Genomic DNA, 20,539 nt, shown 5'->3' with positions numbered 1-20,539 from the left:
CACTCTTTACGCAGATTTTTCTATTGACGCCCGCGCGCTTTTCCGTCATTTTTACATCTGGACGTCTAAACGTATAGATGTTCGCAATATAACAGCCATTACATGCGATTGATGAGGTAAGGTATGAGCTTTTTTCACGCCAATCAGCGGGAAGCCCTGAATCAGAGCCTGGCGGAAGTCCAGGGCCAGATTAATGTGTCTTTTGAATTCTTTCCGCCGCGCACCAGTGAAATGGAGCAAACCCTGTGGAAATCCATCGATCGCCTGAGCAGTCTGAAACCGAAGTTTGTTTCGGTAACCTATGGCGCGAACTCTGGCGAGCGCGATCGCACCCACAGCATCATCAAAGGCATTAAAGAGCGAACTGGTCTGGAAGCCGCGCCGCACCTGACCTGTATCGATGCCACTCGTGATGAGCTGCGTACTATCGCTCAGGATTACTGGAACAACGGTATTCGCCATATCGTCGCCCTGCGCGGCGACCTGCCGCCGGGCAGCGGTAAACCGGATATGTATGCCGCCGATCTGGTGACGCTGCTGAAAGAGGTGGGCGATTTTGATATCTCTGTCGCCGCGTATCCTGAAGTGCATCCGGAAGCGAAAAGCGCACAGGCGGATTTGCTGAACCTGAAGCGTAAAGTCGAGGCGGGCGCCAACCGCGCGATCACCCAGTTCTTCTTCGATGTGGAAAGCTACCTGCGTTTTCGCGATCGCTGCGTTTCGGCGGGCATCGACGTGGAAATCATTCCGGGTATCCTGCCGGTCTCCAACTTTAAACAGGCGAAAAAGTTTGCGGATATGACCAACGTCCGTATCCCGGTGTGGATGTCGAAAATGTTCGAAGGGCTGGATAACGACGCCGAAACCCGTCAGTTGGTGGGGGCGAATATCGCCATGGACATGGTGAAGATTTTAAGCCGGGAAGGGGTAAAAGACTTCCACTTCTATACCCTGAACCGCGCCGAGATGAGCTACGCCATCTGCCATACGCTGGGCGTGCGTCCGGCCTGAGTGCTTGCCGTTTCCGCGGTCAGTAGGCGGCGCGTTCGACAGATAGACATAAAAAAACACCCGGCTGATGCCGGGTGTTTTGCTCTGGGTTATTCCCATTCCTGCAGGAAGCGCTGACCGTATTGGTCGGCCACCAACAGCGCGGCGTAGACCTGGTCTGAGTCGACGCCGCCCGGCATATTGTGAATGGTTTCGCCTTCAGCGCAGGCGGCTTCCGCCACCAGGCGCATTTTGGTCGGGATATCACCTTTGATGTCCAGCTGCGCCAGGGTGATCGGCAGCCCAACGCTGTGGCACAGCGCGGCGACGGTCTCTATTTCGTCCACCGGCGCATTTTCCAGCACCAGCTGCGTCAGGGTACCGAACGCCACTTTTTCCCCGTGATAATAGTGGTGGGCGTCAGGGATGGCCGTCATGCCGTTGTGAATCGCGTGCGCCGCCGCCAGGCCGCCGCTTTCAAAGCCGACGCCGCTCAGGTAGGTGTTGGCTTCCACCACTCGCTCCAGCGCCGGGGTGACCACGTGCTGTTCGGCGGCCAGCATCGCTTTTTCACCCTCTTCAAGTAAGGTGTTGTAGCACAGCTCGGCCAGCGCCAGCGCCGCCTGAGTGCATTTCCCACCCGCCATGGTGGTGGCGCCGCTACGGGAGCAGGCGCGGGCTTCGAACCAGGTGGCCAGCGCATCGCCAATCCCGGCGGCCAGCAGGCGAGCTGGCGCACCGGCAACAATCTGCGTATCGACAATGACCATGTTGGGGTTGTGCGGCAGCATCAGGTAGCTGTCGAACTCCCCTTCGTCGGTGTAAATCACCGACAGCGCGCTACACGGCGCATCGGTGGAGGCGATGGTGGGGGCGATCGCCACCGGCACCTTCATAAAATGGGCCAGCGCTTTCGCGGTATCCAGCGTTTTACCACCGCCGATCCCCAGCACGGCGGTGCACTTCGCGCTGCCGGCGATATCGCGCAGGCGATTGATTTCATTATGCGAACACTCACCGCCAAACGGCGCAATTTCGGCCGCCAGGCCAGCGTCGGCCAGGCTTTTACGCAGCATCTCTTCCGCAAACCCCAGTACGAACTTATCGCCGACTACCAGCCAGCGTTCGGCCAGCGGCTTCAGATAGTCGCCGAGGCGCTTGATGGCGCCTGCGCCCTGAATGTATTTGCCTGGTGATTGAATAATGCGATCCATTTCGATTCCTCCTCGATGACCGTGCTGCCGCCCGCAGGCGACCCTCAGGTCCGGTTACAGGTTCAGCGTGCCAAAGGCGTTATTCCAGCCCTGTTCAAACTTCTCTATGGCTGACTCTACCGCAGGGGTGCCGAGCATTTGTTGCGCTACATCTAATGGAAGGGTGATGGCTTCGCAACCGGCCAGCAGGCAATCCAGCGCCTGACGGGGCGTTTTGAAGCTCGCCGCCAGCACTTTGCTCTCGGGCGCATGCATTTCCAGCAGAGATTGCAGCTCCTGCACCATGCGGATGCCGTCCCCGCCCTGGGCGTCAACGCGGTTAACGTAAGGCGCGACGTACTTTGCGCCGGCCAGTGCGGCCAGCAGGCCTTGCGAAGCGCTGTAGACGGCGGTGCCAAGGGTCGGGATGCCTTCCTTCTTCAGCATTTTGATAGCGGCGAGGCCTTCGGCGGTCACCGGGATTTTGACCACGATGCCCGGCACGGCGTTGCTCAGGCGTTTAGCTTCTTCCACCATGCCCTGCGCATCGCGGCTCATGGTCTGCGCGAAGAGGGTGCCCTCCGGACCGATGGCTTTCTGCAGGCGTGGGAGCACGTCCCATACCGGGGTTTTACCGGCGGCGATAATGCTCGGGTTGGTGGTTACCCCGGCCAGCGGGTAGATGCGGGCCAGGCGTTCCACTTCGGCGACGTTGGCGGTATCCAGATAGAGTTCCATCGTGTTTTCCTCAATGCTTAATTCGATATTGTCGTTGAGGTAAGCATACGGCTTTCGTTCGAAGGACCGCCAGATGACAAATTTGCCAAAAACTGGATAAATGTACGCATCACGATTAAGGATGATTTAGATCACATTTATCGGCGATGGTGGGGTTGGGCAGCAATAAAAGCGCGCACAAAAGTCAGGTTTAACACACAAAAATCTAGTTTTTGGCCGGAGAAGATATTTCCGTTAACTGGCTATGATACTGACGGCGATATTCAGACGGCGAGCGCTCGGTGGTTTTGCGAAACAGGCGGCAGAAATAATTGCTGTCGGCGAAGCCGCAGGCGTGGGCGATATCTTTCACTTTCATATCGTGGCCCTTCAGCAGCATACGGGCCTGTTCAAGACGAATATGGTTCAGATATTCATTGAAGCCCATTGGCCCGCATTTCTGGAACAGGTGAGAAAGATAGTTGGGGGAGAGATAGAACGCCTGGGCCACCGATTCCCGGCTCAGCGGCTCTGCATAATGGGCGTCCATGTACTGGCGGATCGCCTCAAACAGCGCCTGGCTGCGCGAGGAGGTTTGCGCCTGGCTGCCGAGAAGGTCATGGCAGTGGCTGAGCAGGCTGACGACAATGCTGCGGGCGGTTCGCTGCTCCTGCGGCTGCATCCGGAGCTCATTGAGCGCCTGCAGCAGAAATGAACCGACGCGCGGCCCGCGGCGCAGCGCCTGCCGCTTTTCGACAACGGTTATCGCCTTGCCATTCCAGTGCTGCAGCGAGCACTCCAGCCGCTGCTTATCGAACAGGAGACTTAACAGCAGGCAGGGCGCCTGCCACTGCGGGCAGTTCCAGCTATCGCCAGGGATATAGAGCACGTCGTTCGCCTCAAGAGGGCTGGCGTTTTCGCCGAGTGCCCGGTCAGGCAACTGCCCATCGATGATGATGTTCAGACGGGGAAAATCAACCTGCACTACCGGCTCAGCAGGCGAGCGCATCTCGCCGGCAAAATAGACCCGGCCGATACCATTCTGCTTTTTTAGGAATGAATCAATAAGTTGATTGATATCGTTGTCCATCATTCTTCCGTTCAGCGCATCACCTCTTTCATCATACCGGACATTTTTCCAGCGGTAAAAGCGCTTGCCAGTCACGCTTGCTTCCCAGATGAGATATGTTATATCGTAACAATTTGTCGCCATTGATAGCAAACTCAGGAGAGAGTAATGACCAGAAAGATCCCCCTGCTGGCCTTTGGATTCGGCATGGCGTTAGCCAGCGCCCAGGCGTTTGCCCACGGCAATCATAACCATGGCCCGGCGTTAACCGACATCGAGCGTCAGGCCAGCGAAGGCATTTTTGCCGATAAAAATGTGCAGGACCGCGCGCTGAGCGATTGGGAGGGCGTCTGGCAGTCGGTAAACCCGTATCTGCTCAACGGCGACCTTGACCCGGTGCTGGAGCAGAAGGCGAAAAAGCCCGGCGGCAAGAGCGTCGAGGAGTATCGCGCCTATTATAAGAAGGGCTACGCCACCGATGTGGAGCAGATTGGCATTGAAAATGATGTGATTGAGTTCCACGTTGGCGATGTCGTCAACAGCTGCAAATACCGCTATTCAGGCTACAAAATTCTGCATTACGCCTCCGGCAAGAAAGGCGTACGTTACCTGTTTGAGTGCCAGCAGGGCGATGCCAACGCGCCGAAATTTGTGCAGTTCAGCGACCATATCATTGGCCCGCGTAAATCGCAGCATTTCCATATTTTCATGGGTAATGAATCACAGGAGGCGTTGCTGAAAGAGATGGATAACTGGCCGACCTATTATCCATATGCGCTGCATAAAGAGCAGATCGTTGATGAGATGCTGCACCACTAGAACAGGTGAAAATCCCCCGACCGGGCGGCCGGGGGAGAGAGACTTCGATTAGCCGGTGTTACGCATACCGGCGGCAACGCCGGCGATGGTGACCATCAGCGCTTGTTCAACGCGCGGATCCGGGTCCTTGCCTGCTTCTTCGGCCTGGCGTGAACGGTGCAGCAGTTCCGCCTGCAGGACGTTCAGCGGGTCGGTATAGATATTACGCAGCTGGATAGACTCGGCGATCCACGGCAGGTCGGCCATCAGATGGGAGTCGTTGGCGATGGCCAACACGACGTTGATGTCGGCAGCCAGCAGCTTACGCAGCTCGGTACCCAGCGCCCACAGCTCCGGCTTCACCAGGCGCTGATCGTAGTACTCTGCCAGCCACAGGTCAGCCTTCGAGTAAACCATCTCCAGCATGCCGAGGCGGGTAGAGAAGAACGGCCAGTCGCGACACATCGCTTCCAGTTCACTCTGTTTTCCACCTTCGACCACCTTCTGCAGCGCGGCGCCAGCGCCCAGCCAGGCCGGTAGCATCAGGCGGTTCTGGGTCCAGGCGAAGATCCACGGAATGGCGCGCAGCGACTCGACGCCGCCGGTCGGGCGACGTTTTGCCGGACGCGAACCCAGCGGCAGTTTGCCCAGCTCCTGCTCCGGAGTCGCAGAGCGGAAGTAAGGCACGAAATCTTTGTTTTCACGTACGTAGCCGCGATACATCTTGCAGGAGACGTCGGACAGCTCAGCCATGATGTCGCGCCATTCGGCTTTCGGTTCCGGCGGCGGCAGCAGGTTGGCTTCCAGAATGGCGCTGGTATACAGCGACAGACTGCTGATGGTCACTTCCGGCAGGCCGTACTTAAAGCGGATCATCTCGCCCTGCTCGGTGACGCGCAGGCCGCCTTTCAGGCTTCCCGGCGGCTGCGAGAGCAGCGCCGCGTGGGCTGGCGCGCCGCCGCGGCCGATGGAACCGCCGCGTCCGTGGAACAGCGTCAGTTCGATACCGGCTTTCTCACAGGTTTTGATCAGCGCGTCCTGCGCCTGGTACTGCGCCCAGGAGGCGGCCATCACGCCAGCATCTTTGGCGGAGTCAGAATAGCCAATCATGACCATCTGCTTGCCCTGGATAAAGCCGCGGTACCAGTCGATATTCAGCAGCTGAGTCATGACATCGTTGGCGTTGTTCAGGTCGTCCAGCGTTTCGAACAGCGGGGCCACCGGCAGAGCAAAACCAATCCCGGCCTCTTTCAGCAGCAGATGAACCGCCAGCACGTCGGACGGCGTTTTGGCCATCGAGATCACGTAGGCGGCGATCGATCCGCGCGGCGCCTCGGCGATCACTTTGCAGGTATCGAGGACTTCGCGCGTCTCTTCGCTTGGCTCCCACTGACGCGGCAGCAACGGACGTTTGGAGTTCAGTTCGCGGATCAGGAAAGCCTGTTTGTCGGCTTCTGACCAGCTTTCGTAATCGCCGATCCCGAGGTAACGGGTCATTTCGCCCAGAGCTTCGGTATGGCGAGTGCTTTCCTGACGGATATCAATACGCACCAGTGGTACGCCGAAAGACTTCACGCGGCGCAGGGTGTCGAGCAGTTCGCCGTTGGCGATAATGCCCATGCCGCAGGCCTGCAGCGATTTATAGCAGGCGTACAGCGGTTCCCACAGCTGCTCGTTCTGAGTGATCAGTCCCGCCGGTTTCGGCAGCTTCTGACCTTTCAGGCGCGCTTCCAGCCAGGCCTGGGTCTCCATCAGCTGAGTGCGCAGTTTCTTCATCAGATAACGGTACGGTTCCTGAGCACCCTCGGCGCCAGCCAGCGCGCGAAGTTCGTCGGTACACTCCACCATCGACAGCTCGGAGATCAGCACCTGCACGTCTTTGAGGAACAGATCGGTGGCTTTCCAGCGGCTGAGCAGCAGCACGTGGCGGGTGATGTCGGCGGTCACGTTCGGGTTGCCGTCGCGGTCGCCGCCCATCCACGAGGTGAAACGCACCGGGACGAAGTCCACCGGCAGCTGATAGCCAAGGTTGGCTTCCAGCTGTTCGTTCAGCTCGCGCAGATAGTTAGGCACCCCTTCCCACAGGCTGTTTTCCACCACCGCGAAGCCCCATTTGGCTTCGTCGACCGGAGACGGGCGGTATTTACGGATCTCGTCAGTATGCCAGGACTGGGCGATCAGCTGGCGCAGACGGCGCATCAGCTGATGGTGTTCGTAGTCGGCGATGTCTTTATTGTCCAGTTGCTTGAGGCAGCTGTTCACTTCCACCATTTTATGGATCAGCGTCCGGCGGGTGATCTCGGTTGGGTGGGCGGTTAATACCAGCTCCAGAGACAGAGATTCCACCGCTTTTTTGATGGTGTCTTCGTTGAGATTGGGTTGGTCTTTGAGCTTTCTCAGGGTACGCGCAATGACTTCCGGATTGCTGGCCGCTTCGCCATTCGGCGAAATGCTGTGGTACTGCTCAGCGGTGTTCGCCAGATTCAGAAACTGGCTGAAGGCACGGGCAACCGGCAGCAGTTCGTCGTTAGACAAATTCTGCAGCGTGGTCAGCAGCTCCTGGCGGTTAGCTTCGTTGCCGGCGCGTGAAGATTTGGACAACTTACGGATAGTTTCGACACGATCAAGAATATTTTCTCCCAATGCATCCTTGATGGTATCGCCCAGCACCTTGCCGAGCATACTGACATTACTACGCAATGCGGAATATTGTTCGTTCATGTTACCCCAGACACCCCATCTCATTTTATTTTGTTATATCCGCTGCGCTGGAACGTGAGCAACGGATAAGCAACCCGTCTTTTATAAAGCCACGTAAATACCCCCACGTCAATTACTGCGAAATCGCTTCAGCAAACGAGTAAATCGCCGTAATTTGCGAAATTTAATTCAGGGGGCGCTGGATAAGCATCGCTTATAGAAATGTGACGATCGTCACCGTTCCGCCCCGGGAGAACGGGGCGGAAAAAGAGGGCGATTTTAGTGCCAGCAGAAGTGGTGGACCACCTGGCTAATCAGCTCCCGGGTCGGCTTGATAAAGCGCGTCTCCAGATACTCGTCAGGCTGATGGGCCTGATTGATGGAACCCGGGCCGAGAACCAGCGTCGGACATAGCGTCTGGATAAACGGCGCTTCGGTGCAGTAGTTCACCACGTCGGTCTGCGCGCCGAGCAGTTTCTCAACCACCTGGACCAGCTTATGGTCCGGCGGGCATTCGTAGCCGGGGATCGGCGGGTGCAGCTCTGAGACCGTCAGGCGGCCCGGCCAGCGCTCACTGACGGGCGCCAGCGCCTCGCCCAACAGACCATTAAGATCGTTGAGGGTCATCCCCGGCAGCGGGCGGATATCCATATGCAGTTCGCAGCAGGCGCAGATACGGTTTGAGGCATCGCCGCCATGGATAGCGCCCAGGTTGAGGGTTGGGTAAGGGACCGTGAACGCCTCGAAGTGGTAGCGCTCTTTTAGCAGATCGCGCAGCTGCATAATGCGGCCGATGGCGTCGTGCATAAGCTCAATCGCGTTAACTCCGCGTGCCGGATCGCTGGAGTGACCGGACTGGCCCTGAATACGGATCGCGTTGGACATATGTCCTTTGTGGGCGCGGATCGGCTGCAGGGAGGTGGGCTCGCCGATGATGGCGCAGTCCGGGCGCAGCTGGGTGGTTTCGGCAAAATAGCGCGCGCCGGTCATGCTGGTCTCTTCGTCGGCGGTGGCCAGAATATACAGCGGTTTTTTCAGCGTGGTGACGTCGACATCGCGCAGGGCGTCGAGAATAAAGGCGAAGAAGCCTTTCATGTCAGCCGTGCCGAGGCCGTAGAGCTTGTTATCGTGTTCGGTGAGGGTGAACGGATCCCGCGTCCAGCGGCCATCATCGAATGGCACGGTATCGGTATGCCCGGCGAGCAGCAGGCCGCCGGCGCCGTGTCCGGTGCTGGCCAGCAGGTTGAATTTATGGCGCGTATCCGGCACCGGCTGTATCTCAACATTGAAGCCGAGATCGCGGAACCAGCCTGCCAGCAAATTGATTAAAGACTCATTGCTTTGATCGAGAGCCTCTTCGGTCGCGCTGATGGACGGTGTGGCGATCAACGCGCGGTAAATCTCGATAAAGGGCGGTAAATTGTTTTTCATTGTTGACACACCTTGGGTCGTGATAGTATCAATATTCATGCATTTATTGTGAATAAAAATACAATATCGTTGAGCGTAAGAAAACCCATCGAATGTAAGGAGATGCGCTTCCAATGTTAAATACGCTGATTGTGGGTGCCAGTGGTTATGCCGGCGCAGAGCTGGTGACCTATATCAATCGTCATCCGCATATGAACATAACCGCTTTGACGGTCTCCGCGCAAAGCAATGATGCGGGAAAATTAATTTCCGACCTGCATCCGCAGCTCAAAGGCATTGTCGATATGCCGCTGCAGCCGATGTCCGATATCAGCGAATTCAGCGCTGGCGTGGACGTGGTGTTTCTCGCCACCGCGCACGAAGTGAGTCACGACCTGGCGCCGCAGTTCCTTGCCGCCGGCTGCGTGGTGTTCGATCTTTCCGGTGCCTTCCGCGTTAACGATGGGGCGTTCTACGAAAAATATTACGGTTTCACTCATCAACATCCCGACCTGCTCAAACAGGCGGTGTATGGTCTGGCGGAGTGGAGCGCGGATGCGCTTAAAGAAGCGCAGTTAATCGCGGTGCCTGGCTGCTATCCGACGGCGGCGCAGCTGTCGCTGAAGCCGCTGATTGAGGCCAATCTGCTGGATCTGAACCAGTGGCCGGTGATCAACGCCACCAGCGGGGTGAGCGGCGCGGGTCGTAAAGCCGCGATCGGCAATAGCTTCTGTGAAGTGAGCCTGCAGCCATACGGCATATTTAACCATCGCCATCAGCCGGAGATTGCCAGCCACCTCGGGGCAAAGGTGATTTTTACCCCGCACCTGGGTAATTTTAAGCGCGGCATCCTTGAAACCATTACCTGCCGCCTGAAGCCGGGCGTCGGCCACGCGCAGATCGCAGCGGTTTACCAGCAGGCTTACGCCGATAAACCGCTGGTACGTTTATATGATAAAGGCGTACCCGCATTGAAAAGCGTCGAGGGTCTGCCATTCTGTGATATCGGTTTTGCCGTGCAGGACGACCATCTCATCGTCGTCGCGGCTGAAGATAACCTGCTGAAAGGCGCCGCAGCGCAGGCAGTGCAGTGCGCGAATATTCGTTTCGGCTTCGCTGAGACGCAGTCTCTTATTTAAGGTGTGATGATGAACCCATTAATTATCAAACTCGGCGGCGTATTACTCGATAGCGAAGAGGCGCTGGAGCGCCTGTTTACCGCGCTGGTTAACTACCGTGAAGCGCACCAGCGCCCGCTGATTATCGTCCATGGCGGCGGCTGCGTGGTGGATGAGCTGATGAAGCAGCTTAATCTGCCGGTGAAAAAGAAAAATGGCCTGCGGGTTACGCCTGCTGATCAGATTGACATCATTACCGGCGCGCTGGCGGGAACCGCCAACAAAACGCTGCTGGCATGGGCGAAAAAACATGGTATTTCCTCGGTAGGCCTGTTCCTCGGCGATGGCGATAGCGTGAAGGTCACGCAACTGGATGCCGAGCTGGGCCATGTCGGGCTGGCGCAGCCGGGCTCCCCGGCGCTGATCAACACCCTGCTGGCGGGCGGTTACCTGCCGGTGGTGAGCTCTATCGGGGTGACCGATGAAGGCCAGCTGATGAACGTCAATGCTGACCAGGCGGCGACAGCGCTGGCGGCCACCCTGGGGGCGGATCTGATCCTGCTGTCTGATGTCAGCGGTATCCTCGACGGTAAAGGACAGCGCATTGCCGAGATGACCGCCGAGAAAGCGGAGCAGCTGATCGAGCAGGGCATTATCACTGACGGCATGATTGTTAAAGTGAATGCGGCCCTTGACGCCGCACGTGCCCTGGGCCGTCCGGTGGATATCGCCTCCTGGCGTCACGCCGAGCAGCTGCCAGCGTTATTTAACGGCACGCCGATCGGCACACGTATTCTGGCTTAAGATATCATGCCCGGCGGCGCGTCGTCTGCCGGGCTTACAGACTGTAGGCCGGGCGGCACAATGCCGCCGGCAGAACTAACGAATAAAGGAAGCATGTTATGGCACTTTGGGGCGGGCGTTTTACACAGGCAGCAGATCAACGGTTCAAACAGTTCAACGACTCGTTGCGCTTCGACTATCGTCTGGCGGAGCAGGATATCGTTGGCTCTGTCGCCTGGTCGAAAGCGCTGGTAACGGTCGGCGTTCTGAGTGCCGCTGAACAGCAGCAGCTGGAAGAAGCGCTGAACGTGCTGCTGGAAGAGGTGCGCGCCAATCCGCAGCAAATCCTTGCCAGCGATGCCGAAGATATTCACAGCTGGGTGGAAGGCAAGCTGATCGATAAAGTGGGCCAGTTGGGCAAGAAACTGCATACCGGGCGCAGCCGTAACGACCAGGTCGCCACCGATCTTAAACTATGGTGCAAAGATACCGTTGTCGAACTGCTGTCGGCGAACCGCCAGCTGCAGAGCGCGCTGGTGGAGACCGCCCAGCATAACCAGGACGCGGTGATGCCGGGGTACACTCACCTGCAGCGTGCCCAGCCAGTGACGTTCGCACACTGGTGTCTGGCCTATGTTGAAATGCTGGCGCGTGACGAAAGCCGCCTGCAGGACGCGCTGAAGCGCCTCGACGTTAGCCCGCTGGGCTGCGGCGCGCTGGCGGGGACGGCGTATGAAATCGACCGCGAGCAGCTGGCCGGCTGGCTGGGCTTTGCCTCTGCCACACGCAACAGCCTCGACAGCGTTTCCGATCGCGACCATGTGCTGGAGCTGCTTTCCGATGCGTCTATCGGCATGGTGCATCTGTCGCGCTTTGCTGAAGATCTGATTTTCTTTAACTCCGGCGAGGCGAACTTCGTCGAACTTTCTGATCGCGTGACCTCCGGCTCCTCGCTGATGCCGCAGAAGAAAAACCCGGACGCGCTGGAATTAATTCGTGGTAAATGCGGCCGCGTGCAGGGCGCGTTGACCGGCATGATGATGACGCTGAAAGGGCTGCCGCTGGCCTACAACAAAGACATGCAGGAAGATAAAGAGGGGCTTTTCGACGCCCTGGATACCTGGCTCGACTGCCTGCATATGGCGACCCTGGTGCTGGATGGCATCCAGGTGAAACGCCCGCGCTGTGCGGAAGCGGCGCAGCAGGGCTATGCCAACGCCACAGAACTGGCAGATTATCTGGTGGCAAAAGGCGTTCCGTTCCGTGAAGCGCACCATATTGTTGGTGAGGCGGTAGTCGAAGCCATTGCGCAAGGGAAACCGCTGGAAGCGCTGCCCCTGGTCGATCTGCAGAAATTCAGTCCGGTCATCGCAGACGATGTTTATCCGATTCTGTCTCTGCAGTCCTGCCTCGATAAACGCGCAGCGAAAGGCGGCGTTTCGCCGCAGCAGGTGGCGCAGGCTATCAGCGACGCGAAAGCGCGCCTGAGCTAATTCTCTGGCATCCACCTTTCTGAACCCGGCCGAGCCTGACGACGCCGGGTTTTTTATGCAAAAAAAAAAAAGCGGACACAAGGTCCGCAAAAGTTCACGTTGGCTTTAGTTGTTCGGGTAGAGAAACAGTGTGACGGGCCAATGATTTTCACAGGTTTACCGTCTCTATGGGCGTATTATTGAACAGAAAGCTTGATAGGGATAATCGTTCGTTGCTATGCTATCTATCGCCATGGACTATCGTGGCGATGGAGGATGAATAATGAATATTCGCGATCTTGAATACCTGGTAGCGCTCGCCGAACACCGCCACTTCCGGCGGGCGGCTGACTCATGCCACGTGAGCCAACCGACGCTCAGCGGACAGATCCGCAAGCTCGAGGATGAACTTGGCGTCATGCTGCTGGAGCGCACCAGCCGTAAGGTTCTGTTTACCCAGGCGGGGCTGTTGCTGGTGGATCAGGCGCGTACCGTGTTACGCGAAGTAAAAGTGCTCAAGGAGATGGCAAGCCAACAAGGGGAAACCATGTCCGGGCCGTTGCATATCGGCTTGATCCCGACAATTGGCCCGTACCTGCTGCCGCAAATCATTCCGATGCTGCACCAAACTTTTCCGAAACTGGAAATGTACCTGCACGAAGCGCAGACCCATCAGCTGCTGGCCCAGCTCGACAGCGGTAAGCTCGACTGCGCCATTCTGGCGCTGGTCAAAGAGAGCGAGGCCTTTATCGAGGTGCCGCTGTTTGATGAGCCGATGATGCTGGCTATCTATGAGGATCACCCGTGGGCGAACCGCGACCGGGTGCCGATGTCGGATCTGGCTGGTGAAAAGCTGCTGATGCTGGAGGATGGCCACTGTCTGCGCGATCAGGCGATGGGCTTTTGCTTTGAAGCAGGAGCGGATGAGGATACCCACTTCCGGGCGACCAGTCTGGAAACGCTACGCAATATGGTGGCGGCAGGCAGCGGCATTACCTTGCTGCCTGCGCTGGCGGTACCGCAGGAAAGAAAACGCGATGGCGTGGTCTATCTGCCGTGCATTAAGCCAGAGCCAAGACGAACCATCGGCCTGGTTTACCGTCCCGGCTCCCCGCTGCGCAGCCGCTATGAACATCTGGCGGAGGCCATCCGCGGTACGATGGATGGCCATTTCGACAAGGCGTTAAAACAGGCGGTTTAAGCCGTTCAGCGCGGCAACCCGATACGCTTCCGCCATGGTCGGGTAGTTAAAGGTGGTGTTGACGAAGTACTCAATGGTGTTACCACCACCTTTCTGCTCCATGATCGCCTGGCCGATGTGAATGATTTCGGCTGCGCGTTCGCCAAAGCAGTGAATGCCGAGGATCTCCTTGGTCTCCCGATGGAACAGGATCTTCAGGGTTCCCACGCTCATGCCAACGATTTGCGCCCGTGCCAGGTGTTTAAACTGGGCGCGACCCACCTCATACGGCACTTTCATTGCCGTCAGCTGCTGCTCGGTTTTCCCGACGGAGCTGATTTCCGGAATGGTGTAGATCCCGGTGGGGATATCTTCAATCAGATGCGCTGAAGCTTCGCCTTTCACCAGCGCCTGGGCGGCAATGCGCCCTTGATCGTAAGCGGCAGAAGCCAGGCTTGGATAGCCGATGACATCGCCAACCGCATAAATGTGCGGGAGGGCGGTCTGGTACATGCTGTTGACCTTCAGCTGGCCGCGGCTGTCAGTCTGCAGACCGATGTTTTCCAGCGCCAGGGTGTCGGTATTGCCGGTGCGGCCATTGGCGTACAGCAGGCAATCGGCCTTCAGTTTTTTACCGGACTTCAGGTGCATGATCACGCCGTCATCCACCCCCTCAATTTTCTCATACTCCTCATTGTGGCGAATGACCACGCCGCTGTTCCAGAAGTGATAAGAGAGCGAGTCTGACATCTCCTGATCGAGGAAGGCCAGCAGACGATCGCGGGTGTTGATCAGATCGACCTTCACCTCCATGCCGCGGAAGATCGAGGCGTATTCGCAACCGATCACCCCGGCGCCGTAAATGATCACGTGGCGCGGCTCATGCTGCAGGCTGAGAATCGAATCGCTGTCATAGATGCGCGGGTGGTGGAAATCGACATCGGCCGGATGATAGGGGCGTGACCCGCAGGCGATAACGAATTTCTCCGCAGTCACCGTCTCGACCGTGCCGTCATGGCATTCCAGCGCCAGAGTATGTTCATCAACGAAGTGCGCATTGCCCTGCAGAATTTCACAGTGGTTGCGCTCATAGAATCCCTGGCGCATATGAGTCTGCTGGTTGATGACGCTGTCGGCATGGTTGAGGATGTCGGCGAAAGAAGAGCGAAGAAGGCGGGAGTGGTCGCTGTAGAGGGGGTTTTGGTTAAACTCGATAATACGGCTGACGGCATGGCGGAGGGCTTTCGACGGGATGGTGCCCCAGTGGGTGCAACCGCCGCCGACATTATGGTAGCGCTCAATGACGGCAACGCGTACTCCCTGTTTCACCAGTCCCATGGCGGCGCCTTCGCCGCCAGGACCGGAACCAATCACTATTGCATCATAATCCCAAGAGTGTGACATGGCATTACTCACCTGTTTTATACATAAAATAAACACGATGATAACATTCGCTGCGCTTTAACCCAATTATCGTTGTGCTTTTTTGCGGCATAAAAGCAGAAACGGCTCGTAAACAATCATTCACAATCCAGTGCAAACCGATTAGTTTTAATCTCTGGTATAGTGCCAGCAGGGCTATTGGAAGGATTCATACATCGTGATGGGCGTAAGAGCACAACAAAAAGAAAAAACCCGCCGTTCGCTGGTGGAAGCAGCATTCAGCCAACTTAGCGCTGAGCGGAGTTTCGCCAGCCTGAGCTTGCGCGAAGTGGCGCGGGAAGCTGGGATCGCGCCGACGTCCTTTTATCGTCATTTTCGCGATGTCGATGAGTTAGGCCTGACGATGGTCGATGAGAGCGGACTGATGCTGCGCCAACTGATGCGCCAGGCGCGCCAGAGAATTGCTAAAGGCGGCAGCGTGATCCGTACCTCGGTCTCCACCTTTATGGAGTTTATCGGTAACAACCCGAACGCCTTCCGCTTGCTGTTGCGAGAGCGCTCGGGAACCTCTGCGGCGTTTCGCGCCGCCGTCGCGCGCGAGATCCAGCACTTTATCGCGGAACTCGCCGACTATTTAGAACTCGAAAACCATATGCCGCGCGCCTTCACCGAAGCGCAGGCTGAAGCTATGGTCACCATCGTCTTTAGCGCTGGCGCGGAAGCGCTGGATGTCGGCCCTGAACAGCGCCGGCAGCTGGAAGAACGGTTGGTGCTGCAGCTCAGAATGATCTCGAAAGGCGCGTATTACTGGTATCGCCGTGAACAAGAAAAAATGTCACATCATTCCGAATAACGTGAAGGACGAGCAATGAAACACTCAGTTCAAGATAAAGGTACGCTGCTGCTGGCGCTGATTGCCGGGTTATCCATTAATGGCGCCTTTGCGGCGCTGTTCAGTTCGATAGTTCCGTTTTCCGTCTTCCCGATTTTATCCCTGCTGCTGACGATCTACTGTCTGCATCAGCGCTATCAGAATCGCAGTATGCCCGTTGGGCTTCCGGGCCTGGCCGCCGCCTTTTTTATTCTCGGGGTACTGTTGTACAGCACCGTCGTGCGTGCGGAGTACCCGGATATCGGCTCTAACTTCTTCCCGGCCGTTCTGTCCGTCGCGATGGTCTTCTGGATCGGCTACAAGATGCGTAACCGCAAAAATACGGCAGCCGAGTAAGCCGCCAGTGGTGTAAAAAAAACCGGCAATATGACATTGCCGGTTTTTTTGGGCCTATTTCCGGGTCAGCAGAACGCCGCATTCCATATGATGGGTGTACGGGAACTGGTCGAACAGCGCCAGCCGGGTGACGTTGTGCGTCTGGCTTAACGTCTCCAGATTGCGGCACAGCGTTTCCGGGTTGCACGAAATGTACAGAATGCGCGGATAGGCCTGCACCATTTTTTCCGTTTCGCTGTCCAGTCCGCTGCGCGGCGGATCGACGAAAATGGTCTCGCACTGATAGCTCTGCAGATCGATACCCTGCAGCCGGTTGAACTCCCGCACGCCATTCATCGCCTGAGTAAACTCTTCCGCCGCCATGCGGATAATCTGCACGTTGTCGATATGGTTAGCGGCGATGTTGTACTGCGCCGCAGCCACCGACGGTTTGGCGATTTCGGTGGCCAGCACGCGATCAAAATTACGCGCCAGCGCCAGCGAGAAGTTACCGTTGCCGCAGTACAATTCCAGCAGGTCACCGGTCGCCTCTTTGGTGACATCCAGCGCCCACTCCAGCATCTGAATGTTCATGGCCGCGTTCGGCTGGGTAAAACTGTTTTCCACCTGACGGTAGATCATCTCTCGACCGCCAACCGGCAGGCGTTCATCTATATAGTCCTGATCGAGCTCGATTTTGGTTTTGGTCGCCCGTCCAATCAGATGCACATTGAGTCCCTGGGCTCGCAGGGCGTCACGCAGCGCCTCCGCTTGCTCACGCCAGGTATCATCGAGTTTTTTATGATACAGCAGCGAAACGACCGCCTGGTTGCTGAGGGTGGTCAGATAGTCAATCTGGAACAGCTTATGGCGCAGCACGGGATTGTTGCGCACGCCCTCCAGCATGGCGGTCATCAGCTGATTGATAAGCGCGCTGGCGGCCGGAAAGCTGTCAACGCGAATCCGCGACCGGGTCTGCTGATCGAAAATAATATGGTACAGATCGTCGCCATCGTGCCACAGACGGAACTCGGCGCGCATCCGGTAGTGGCTGACCGGCGAACGAAACACTTCCGGAACCGGCGCGGCAAAAGGCGCCATCATGGTTTGCAAACGGACGACTTTTTCTGCCAGCTGCGCTTCGTATTGTTCGGTAGGAAGGTGTTCGGGGGTCATGATGCATCCTGAATAAAATAAGTACGCGGGGATTGTAGGGAAAGCGCCGGGGATGTCCAGCCTCGAATGTGGCGGGAAATATAATTAGCAGTCTGGACATCTATATGATTCTAATTGTAGCATTCGCCTACCGGTCCTGTGAGTTAAAAGGGAACCCAGTGGAAATCTGGGGCTGACGCGCAGCGGTAAGGAAGGTGAGAAATGAGCGCACTCGGTGCAGACACTGCGGCTAGCCGTGGGAAGTCATTATTTCTTGAAACAGCCTCCAAGCCCGAAGACCTGCCGGAATACGTCGCACTGGGTTTTATCGTCGCGAGCAACTGATAAAACCTGCGGCATCCTTTTTCTGTTTCGGATGCTTTTACAATGATTAAAAAAGCTTCGCTGATGACGGCTTTATCCGTCACGGCATTTTCCGGCTGGGCGCAGGATAGCAATTCAGATACGTTAGTGGTGACAGCAAACCGTTTTCAACAGCCGGTCAATACCGTGCTGGCGCCGACCGACATTGTGACGCGCGATGATATCGACCGCTGGCAGTCCAAAGATTTAAACGATGTCATGCGTCGTCTTCCTGGGGTCGATATTGCCCGCAACGGCGGCATGGGGCAGAGCGCTTCGCTGTATGTTCGGGGGACGGAGGCTCGTCACGTGCTGGTGCTGATCGACGGTGTGCCGATGGCGCGTCCGGGGATCTCCAATGGCGTAGATATCAGTCAGATCCCTATCTCGCTGGTCCAGCGGGTGGAATACATCCGTGGCCCGCGCTCCGCAGTCTACGGCTCCGGAGCGATCGGTGGGGTGGTGAACATTATCACCATGACCGACGCTGAGCGTTCGCAAATTAACGCCGGCGCGGGGACGAACGGCTACCAGTCCTATGACGGCGCCTTTAACAAGCGGTTTGGCGATACGCTGGTTACCGCTGCCGGCGCCTATCAGACCACCAAAGGATTTAACGTTCAGCCAAACTCCTCTTATAGTGGCGACAGCGATCGCGACGGCTACCGCAATAAAATGCTGTGGGGCGGGGTACAGCATCAGTTCGATGACAACTTCTCAGGTTTCTTCCGCGGCTATGGTTATTCCGCCAACGCTGACTATGACCAGGGCAACTGGGGCTACGCAGGCGGAAACGATGAAGATCAGTCTTATACTCAGTCCTGGGATACCGGTCTGCACTACCACTCCGGGATTTACTCCTCTCAGTTGATTGCTAACTATCAGCGCATCAAAGATTACAACTACAGCAGCGACGCTGGCCGCTATGCCGCGGGCACCACCCTGGATGATATGGAACAGCGCTATATCCAGTGGGGAAATAATGTTGTGGTAGGCCATGGGGCAGTGAGCGGCGGCGTTGACTGGAAACAAGAGAAGCTGAAATCCAGCGGAACGACCAGTACCGACGTGTATAAGCGTGACACCACCGGTCTTTATCTGACTGGGCAGCAGCAGATTGATAGCGTGACGCTGGAAGCTTCCGGCCGTGAGGATCATGACGAGCAGTTTGGCTGGCACGGAACCTGGCAGACGGCGGCAGGCTGGGAGTTTATCGACGGTTATCGGACAACGCTCTCGTACGGTACAGGATTCCTCGCCCCCTCCCTTGGGCAGCAGTATGGCGCAGAGCGTTTTGGCATCGCCTCTAACCCGAACCTGAAACCCGAGGAGTCGAAGCAATGGGAAGCGGGCCTCGAAGGGTTAACGGGGCCGCTCGACTGGCGCCTCTCCGCGTATCGCTATGAGATTCAGAACCTCATCGATTACGACAACAACGCCTATTACAACGTCAAGTCTGCGACGATCAAGGGGCTGGAGTGGACGGGGAATGTCACCACCGGGCCGGTGGAGCATCATCTGACGCTGCAGTATGTTGACCCTCGCGATGACGAAACCAACAAGATCCTCTATCGCCGGGCGAAGCAGCAGGTGAAATACGAGCTGAACGGTCAGGTCTACGATCTGGGGTGGGATGTGACGTATCACTACATCGGCAAGCGTTACGATTATGACTACGACAACTCGCGTACCGTCAATATGGGTGGGTTGAGCCTCTGGGATGTCGGTTTATCGTATCCCGTCACCTCACACCTGACAGTTCGTGGTAAAATAGCCAACCTGTTCGATAAAGATTACGAGACAGTTTATGGCTACCAATCTGCAGGACGGGAATTCACCTTGTCTGGCAGCTACACCTTCTGATCCACGTCCCACCGTGCTGGTGTTTGATTCCGGCGTCGGTGGGTTGTCGGTTTATAATGAGATTCGGCAGCTGCTGCCGAATCTGCATTACATCTATGCTTTTGATAACGTCGCTTTCCCGTACGGTGAGAAGAGCGAGGAGTTTATCGTTGAGCGCGTTGTGGAAATCGTGACTGCCGTTCAGCAACGCTATCCACTGGCGCTGGCGGTCATCGCCTGTAACACCGCCAGTACCGTCTCACTGCCTGCCCTGCGTGAAAAGTTCGCTTTCCCCGTCGTTGGCGTGGTGCCGGCGATCAAGCCCGCCGCCCGCTTAACGGCGAACGGTATTGTTGGCCTGCTGGCGACGCGCGGTACCGTTAAGCGTCCTTATACCCGTGAGCTGATTGACCGCTTTGCCAATGAATGTCGGATTGAGATGCTGGGGTCGGCGGAGCTGGTGGAGCTGGCGGAAGCGAAGCTGCATGGCGAGCCTGTGCCGTTAGAAGAGCTGCGCCGTATCCTGCGCCCGTGGCTGCGGATGCAGGAGCCGCCGGATACGGTGGTGCTGGGCTGCACCCACTTTCCTCTTTTACAGGAGGAGCTGCAGCGCGTTCTGCCGGAGGGCACGCGGCTTATCGATTCTGGCGCGGCGATTGCCCGCCGCACCGCCTGGCTGTTAGAGCATGAAGCGCCGGACGCGAAGTCCAGTGACGAGAATAAAGCATTCTGCATGGCGCTGACGGCAGAAACAGAACAACTTTTACCCGTTCTGCATCGCTATGGTTTCCCAACGCTGGAAAAATTACCGCTTTAAGGGCGTTTTGCACAAAAAAGAGACGGTTGAATAATTTTTTGAAAACAGGGCTTGTCAACGTCTCAGAACTCCCTATAATGCGCCTCCACTGACACGGAACAACGGCAAACAAGCCGCCGGGTCAGCAGGGTTTCGGTGATGAAGTTCAACGCTGAAAACCGACAGAGAAAAGCAAAATAAGCGCTTGACTCTGCATGAGGAAAACGTATTATACGGGACCTCGCAACGGTGAGCTGAAAGCCGCGTTGCAACTGCTCTTTAACAATTTATCAGACAATCTGTGTGGGCACTCAAAGTGACATGGATTCTTAACGTCCTCGGACGAAAAATGAATACCAAGTC

Annotated in this window: 17 protein-coding genes and 1 riboswitch; of the genes, 10 read left to right on the top strand and 7 right to left on the bottom strand. The window is 57.0% G+C overall.

Features of this window, described 5'->3' with window-relative positions:
- Positions 1 to 123: 123 nt before the first annotated feature.
- A complete protein-coding gene (metF, locus tag FHW76_RS24870) occupies positions 124 to 1,011 on the top strand; it encodes a methylenetetrahydrofolate reductase (protein WP_008807863.1) in 888 nt (295 codons plus the stop codon).
- Positions 1,012 to 1,100: 89 nt separating this feature from the next.
- Here metF and FHW76_RS24865 read toward each other — a convergent pair whose 3' ends face one another.
- The 3 genes from FHW76_RS24865 to FHW76_RS24855 all read right to left on the bottom strand — a co-directional run bounded on the left by FHW76_RS24865 (position 1,101) and on the right by FHW76_RS24855 (position 4,113).
- On the bottom strand, positions 1,101 to 2,204 hold the full coding sequence (locus FHW76_RS24865) for a glycerol dehydrogenase (RefSeq protein ID WP_012969213.1): 1,104 nt from the start codon (positions 2,202 to 2,204) through the stop codon (positions 1,101 to 1,103).
- 54 nt (positions 2,205 to 2,258) lie between these two features.
- Positions 2,259 to 2,921: a fructose-6-phosphate aldolase gene (gene fsa / locus FHW76_RS24860; RefSeq protein ID WP_183477068.1), complete on the bottom strand. Its 663-nt coding sequence runs from the start codon at positions 2,919 to 2,921 to the stop codon at positions 2,259 to 2,261.
- A gap of 205 nt (positions 2,922 to 3,126) precedes the next feature.
- Positions 3,127 to 4,113, bottom strand: a complete 987-nt coding sequence (locus FHW76_RS24855; protein WP_183477066.1) for an AraC family transcriptional regulator — start codon at positions 4,111 to 4,113, stop codon at positions 3,127 to 3,129.
- A gap of 24 nt (positions 4,114 to 4,137) precedes the next feature.
- On the opposite strand from FHW76_RS24855, the gene zinT reads away from it, so the two are divergent.
- On the top strand, positions 4,138 to 4,788 hold the full coding sequence (gene zinT, locus FHW76_RS24850) for a metal-binding protein ZinT (RefSeq protein WP_044643258.1): 651 nt from the start codon (positions 4,138 to 4,140) through the stop codon (positions 4,786 to 4,788).
- 48 nt (positions 4,789 to 4,836) lie between these two features.
- Here zinT and ppc read toward each other — a convergent pair whose 3' ends face one another.
- Together ppc and argE are read right to left on the bottom strand one after the other, a co-directional pair.
- Positions 4,837 to 7,488: a phosphoenolpyruvate carboxylase gene (gene ppc / locus FHW76_RS24845; protein WP_008807858.1), complete on the bottom strand. Its 2,652-nt coding sequence runs from the start codon at positions 7,486 to 7,488 to the stop codon at positions 4,837 to 4,839.
- 258 nt (positions 7,489 to 7,746) lie between these two features.
- Positions 7,747 to 8,898 (bottom strand): acetylornithine deacetylase, encoded by a 1,152-nt coding sequence (argE, locus tag FHW76_RS24840; RefSeq protein WP_064170666.1) that lies wholly within the window; start codon positions 8,896 to 8,898, stop codon positions 7,747 to 7,749.
- A 113-nt stretch (positions 8,899 to 9,011) separates the two neighbouring features.
- Here argE and argC point away from each other — a divergent pair, with 113 nt between their 5' ends.
- From argC to oxyR, 4 genes are all read left to right on the top strand, one after another.
- Positions 9,012 to 10,016 (top strand): N-acetyl-gamma-glutamyl-phosphate reductase, encoded by a 1,005-nt coding sequence (argC, locus tag FHW76_RS24835; RefSeq protein WP_022064625.1) that lies wholly within the window; start codon positions 9,012 to 9,014, stop codon positions 10,014 to 10,016.
- A gap of 6 nt (positions 10,017 to 10,022) precedes the next feature.
- Complete coding sequence (gene argB, locus FHW76_RS24830; protein ID WP_086070891.1) at positions 10,023 to 10,799, top strand: acetylglutamate kinase; 777 nt, start codon at positions 10,023 to 10,025, stop codon at positions 10,797 to 10,799.
- Positions 10,800 to 10,897: 98 nt separating this feature from the next.
- Positions 10,898 to 12,271 (top strand): argininosuccinate lyase, encoded by a 1,374-nt coding sequence (argH, locus tag FHW76_RS24825; RefSeq protein WP_012543258.1) that lies wholly within the window; start codon positions 10,898 to 10,900, stop codon positions 12,269 to 12,271.
- A 262-nt stretch (positions 12,272 to 12,533) separates the two neighbouring features.
- Complete coding sequence (oxyR, locus tag FHW76_RS24820; protein ID WP_008807853.1) at positions 12,534 to 13,451, top strand: DNA-binding transcriptional regulator OxyR; 918 nt, start codon at positions 12,534 to 12,536, stop codon at positions 13,449 to 13,451.
- Here the strand turns inward: oxyR and sthA are convergent.
- Entirely contained in the window at positions 13,434 to 14,834 is a 1,401-nt protein-coding gene (gene sthA / locus FHW76_RS24815) for a Si-specific NAD(P)(+) transhydrogenase (protein WP_008807852.1), read from the bottom strand. The genes oxyR and sthA overlap by 18 nt on opposite strands.
- 196 nt (positions 14,835 to 15,030) lie before the next feature.
- On the opposite strand from sthA, the gene fabR reads away from it, so the two are divergent.
- Together fabR and FHW76_RS24805 are read left to right on the top strand one after the other, a co-directional pair.
- Positions 15,031 to 15,666: an HTH-type transcriptional repressor FabR gene (gene fabR, locus FHW76_RS24810; protein ID WP_004151856.1), complete on the top strand. Its 636-nt coding sequence runs from the start codon at positions 15,031 to 15,033 to the stop codon at positions 15,664 to 15,666.
- A gap of 15 nt (positions 15,667 to 15,681) precedes the next feature.
- Positions 15,682 to 16,041: a YijD family membrane protein gene (locus FHW76_RS24805; protein ID WP_008807851.1), complete on the top strand. Its 360-nt coding sequence runs from the start codon at positions 15,682 to 15,684 to the stop codon at positions 16,039 to 16,041.
- A gap of 54 nt (positions 16,042 to 16,095) precedes the next feature.
- Here the strand turns inward: FHW76_RS24805 and trmA are convergent, their stop codons facing one another.
- Positions 16,096 to 17,196, bottom strand: coding sequence for a tRNA (uridine(54)-C5)-methyltransferase TrmA (trmA, locus tag FHW76_RS24800; protein ID WP_012543257.1), 1,101 nt, complete (start codon positions 17,194 to 17,196; stop codon positions 16,096 to 16,098).
- 114 nt (positions 17,197 to 17,310) lie between these two features.
- A riboswitch (cobalamin riboswitch) is annotated at positions 17,311 to 17,498 on the top strand.
- A gap of 64 nt (positions 17,499 to 17,562) precedes the next feature.
- On the opposite strand from trmA, the gene btuB reads away from it, so the two are divergent.
- On the top strand, positions 17,563 to 19,401 hold the full coding sequence (btuB, locus tag FHW76_RS24795) for a TonB-dependent vitamin B12 receptor BtuB (RefSeq protein ID WP_022065002.1): 1,839 nt from the start codon (positions 17,563 to 17,565) through the stop codon (positions 19,399 to 19,401).
- The gene (gene murI, locus FHW76_RS24790) at positions 19,346 to 20,197 is read left to right on the top strand and encodes a glutamate racemase (RefSeq protein WP_022065003.1); all 852 of its coding nucleotides are present in this window, start codon (positions 19,346 to 19,348) and stop codon (positions 20,195 to 20,197) included. Before btuB ends, murI begins: the two co-directional genes overlap by 56 nt.
- Positions 20,198 to 20,539: the final 342 nt, after the last annotated feature.

Origin of the sequence: Klebsiella sp. RC2 (genome assembly GCF_014192815.1) — a bacterium.
Classification (GTDB): Bacteria; Pseudomonadota; Gammaproteobacteria; order Enterobacterales; family Enterobacteriaceae; genus Klebsiella; species Klebsiella variicola.
Note: the sequence above shows the minus strand (reverse complement) of the source record. Positions and strands in the feature narration are given on the sequence as shown.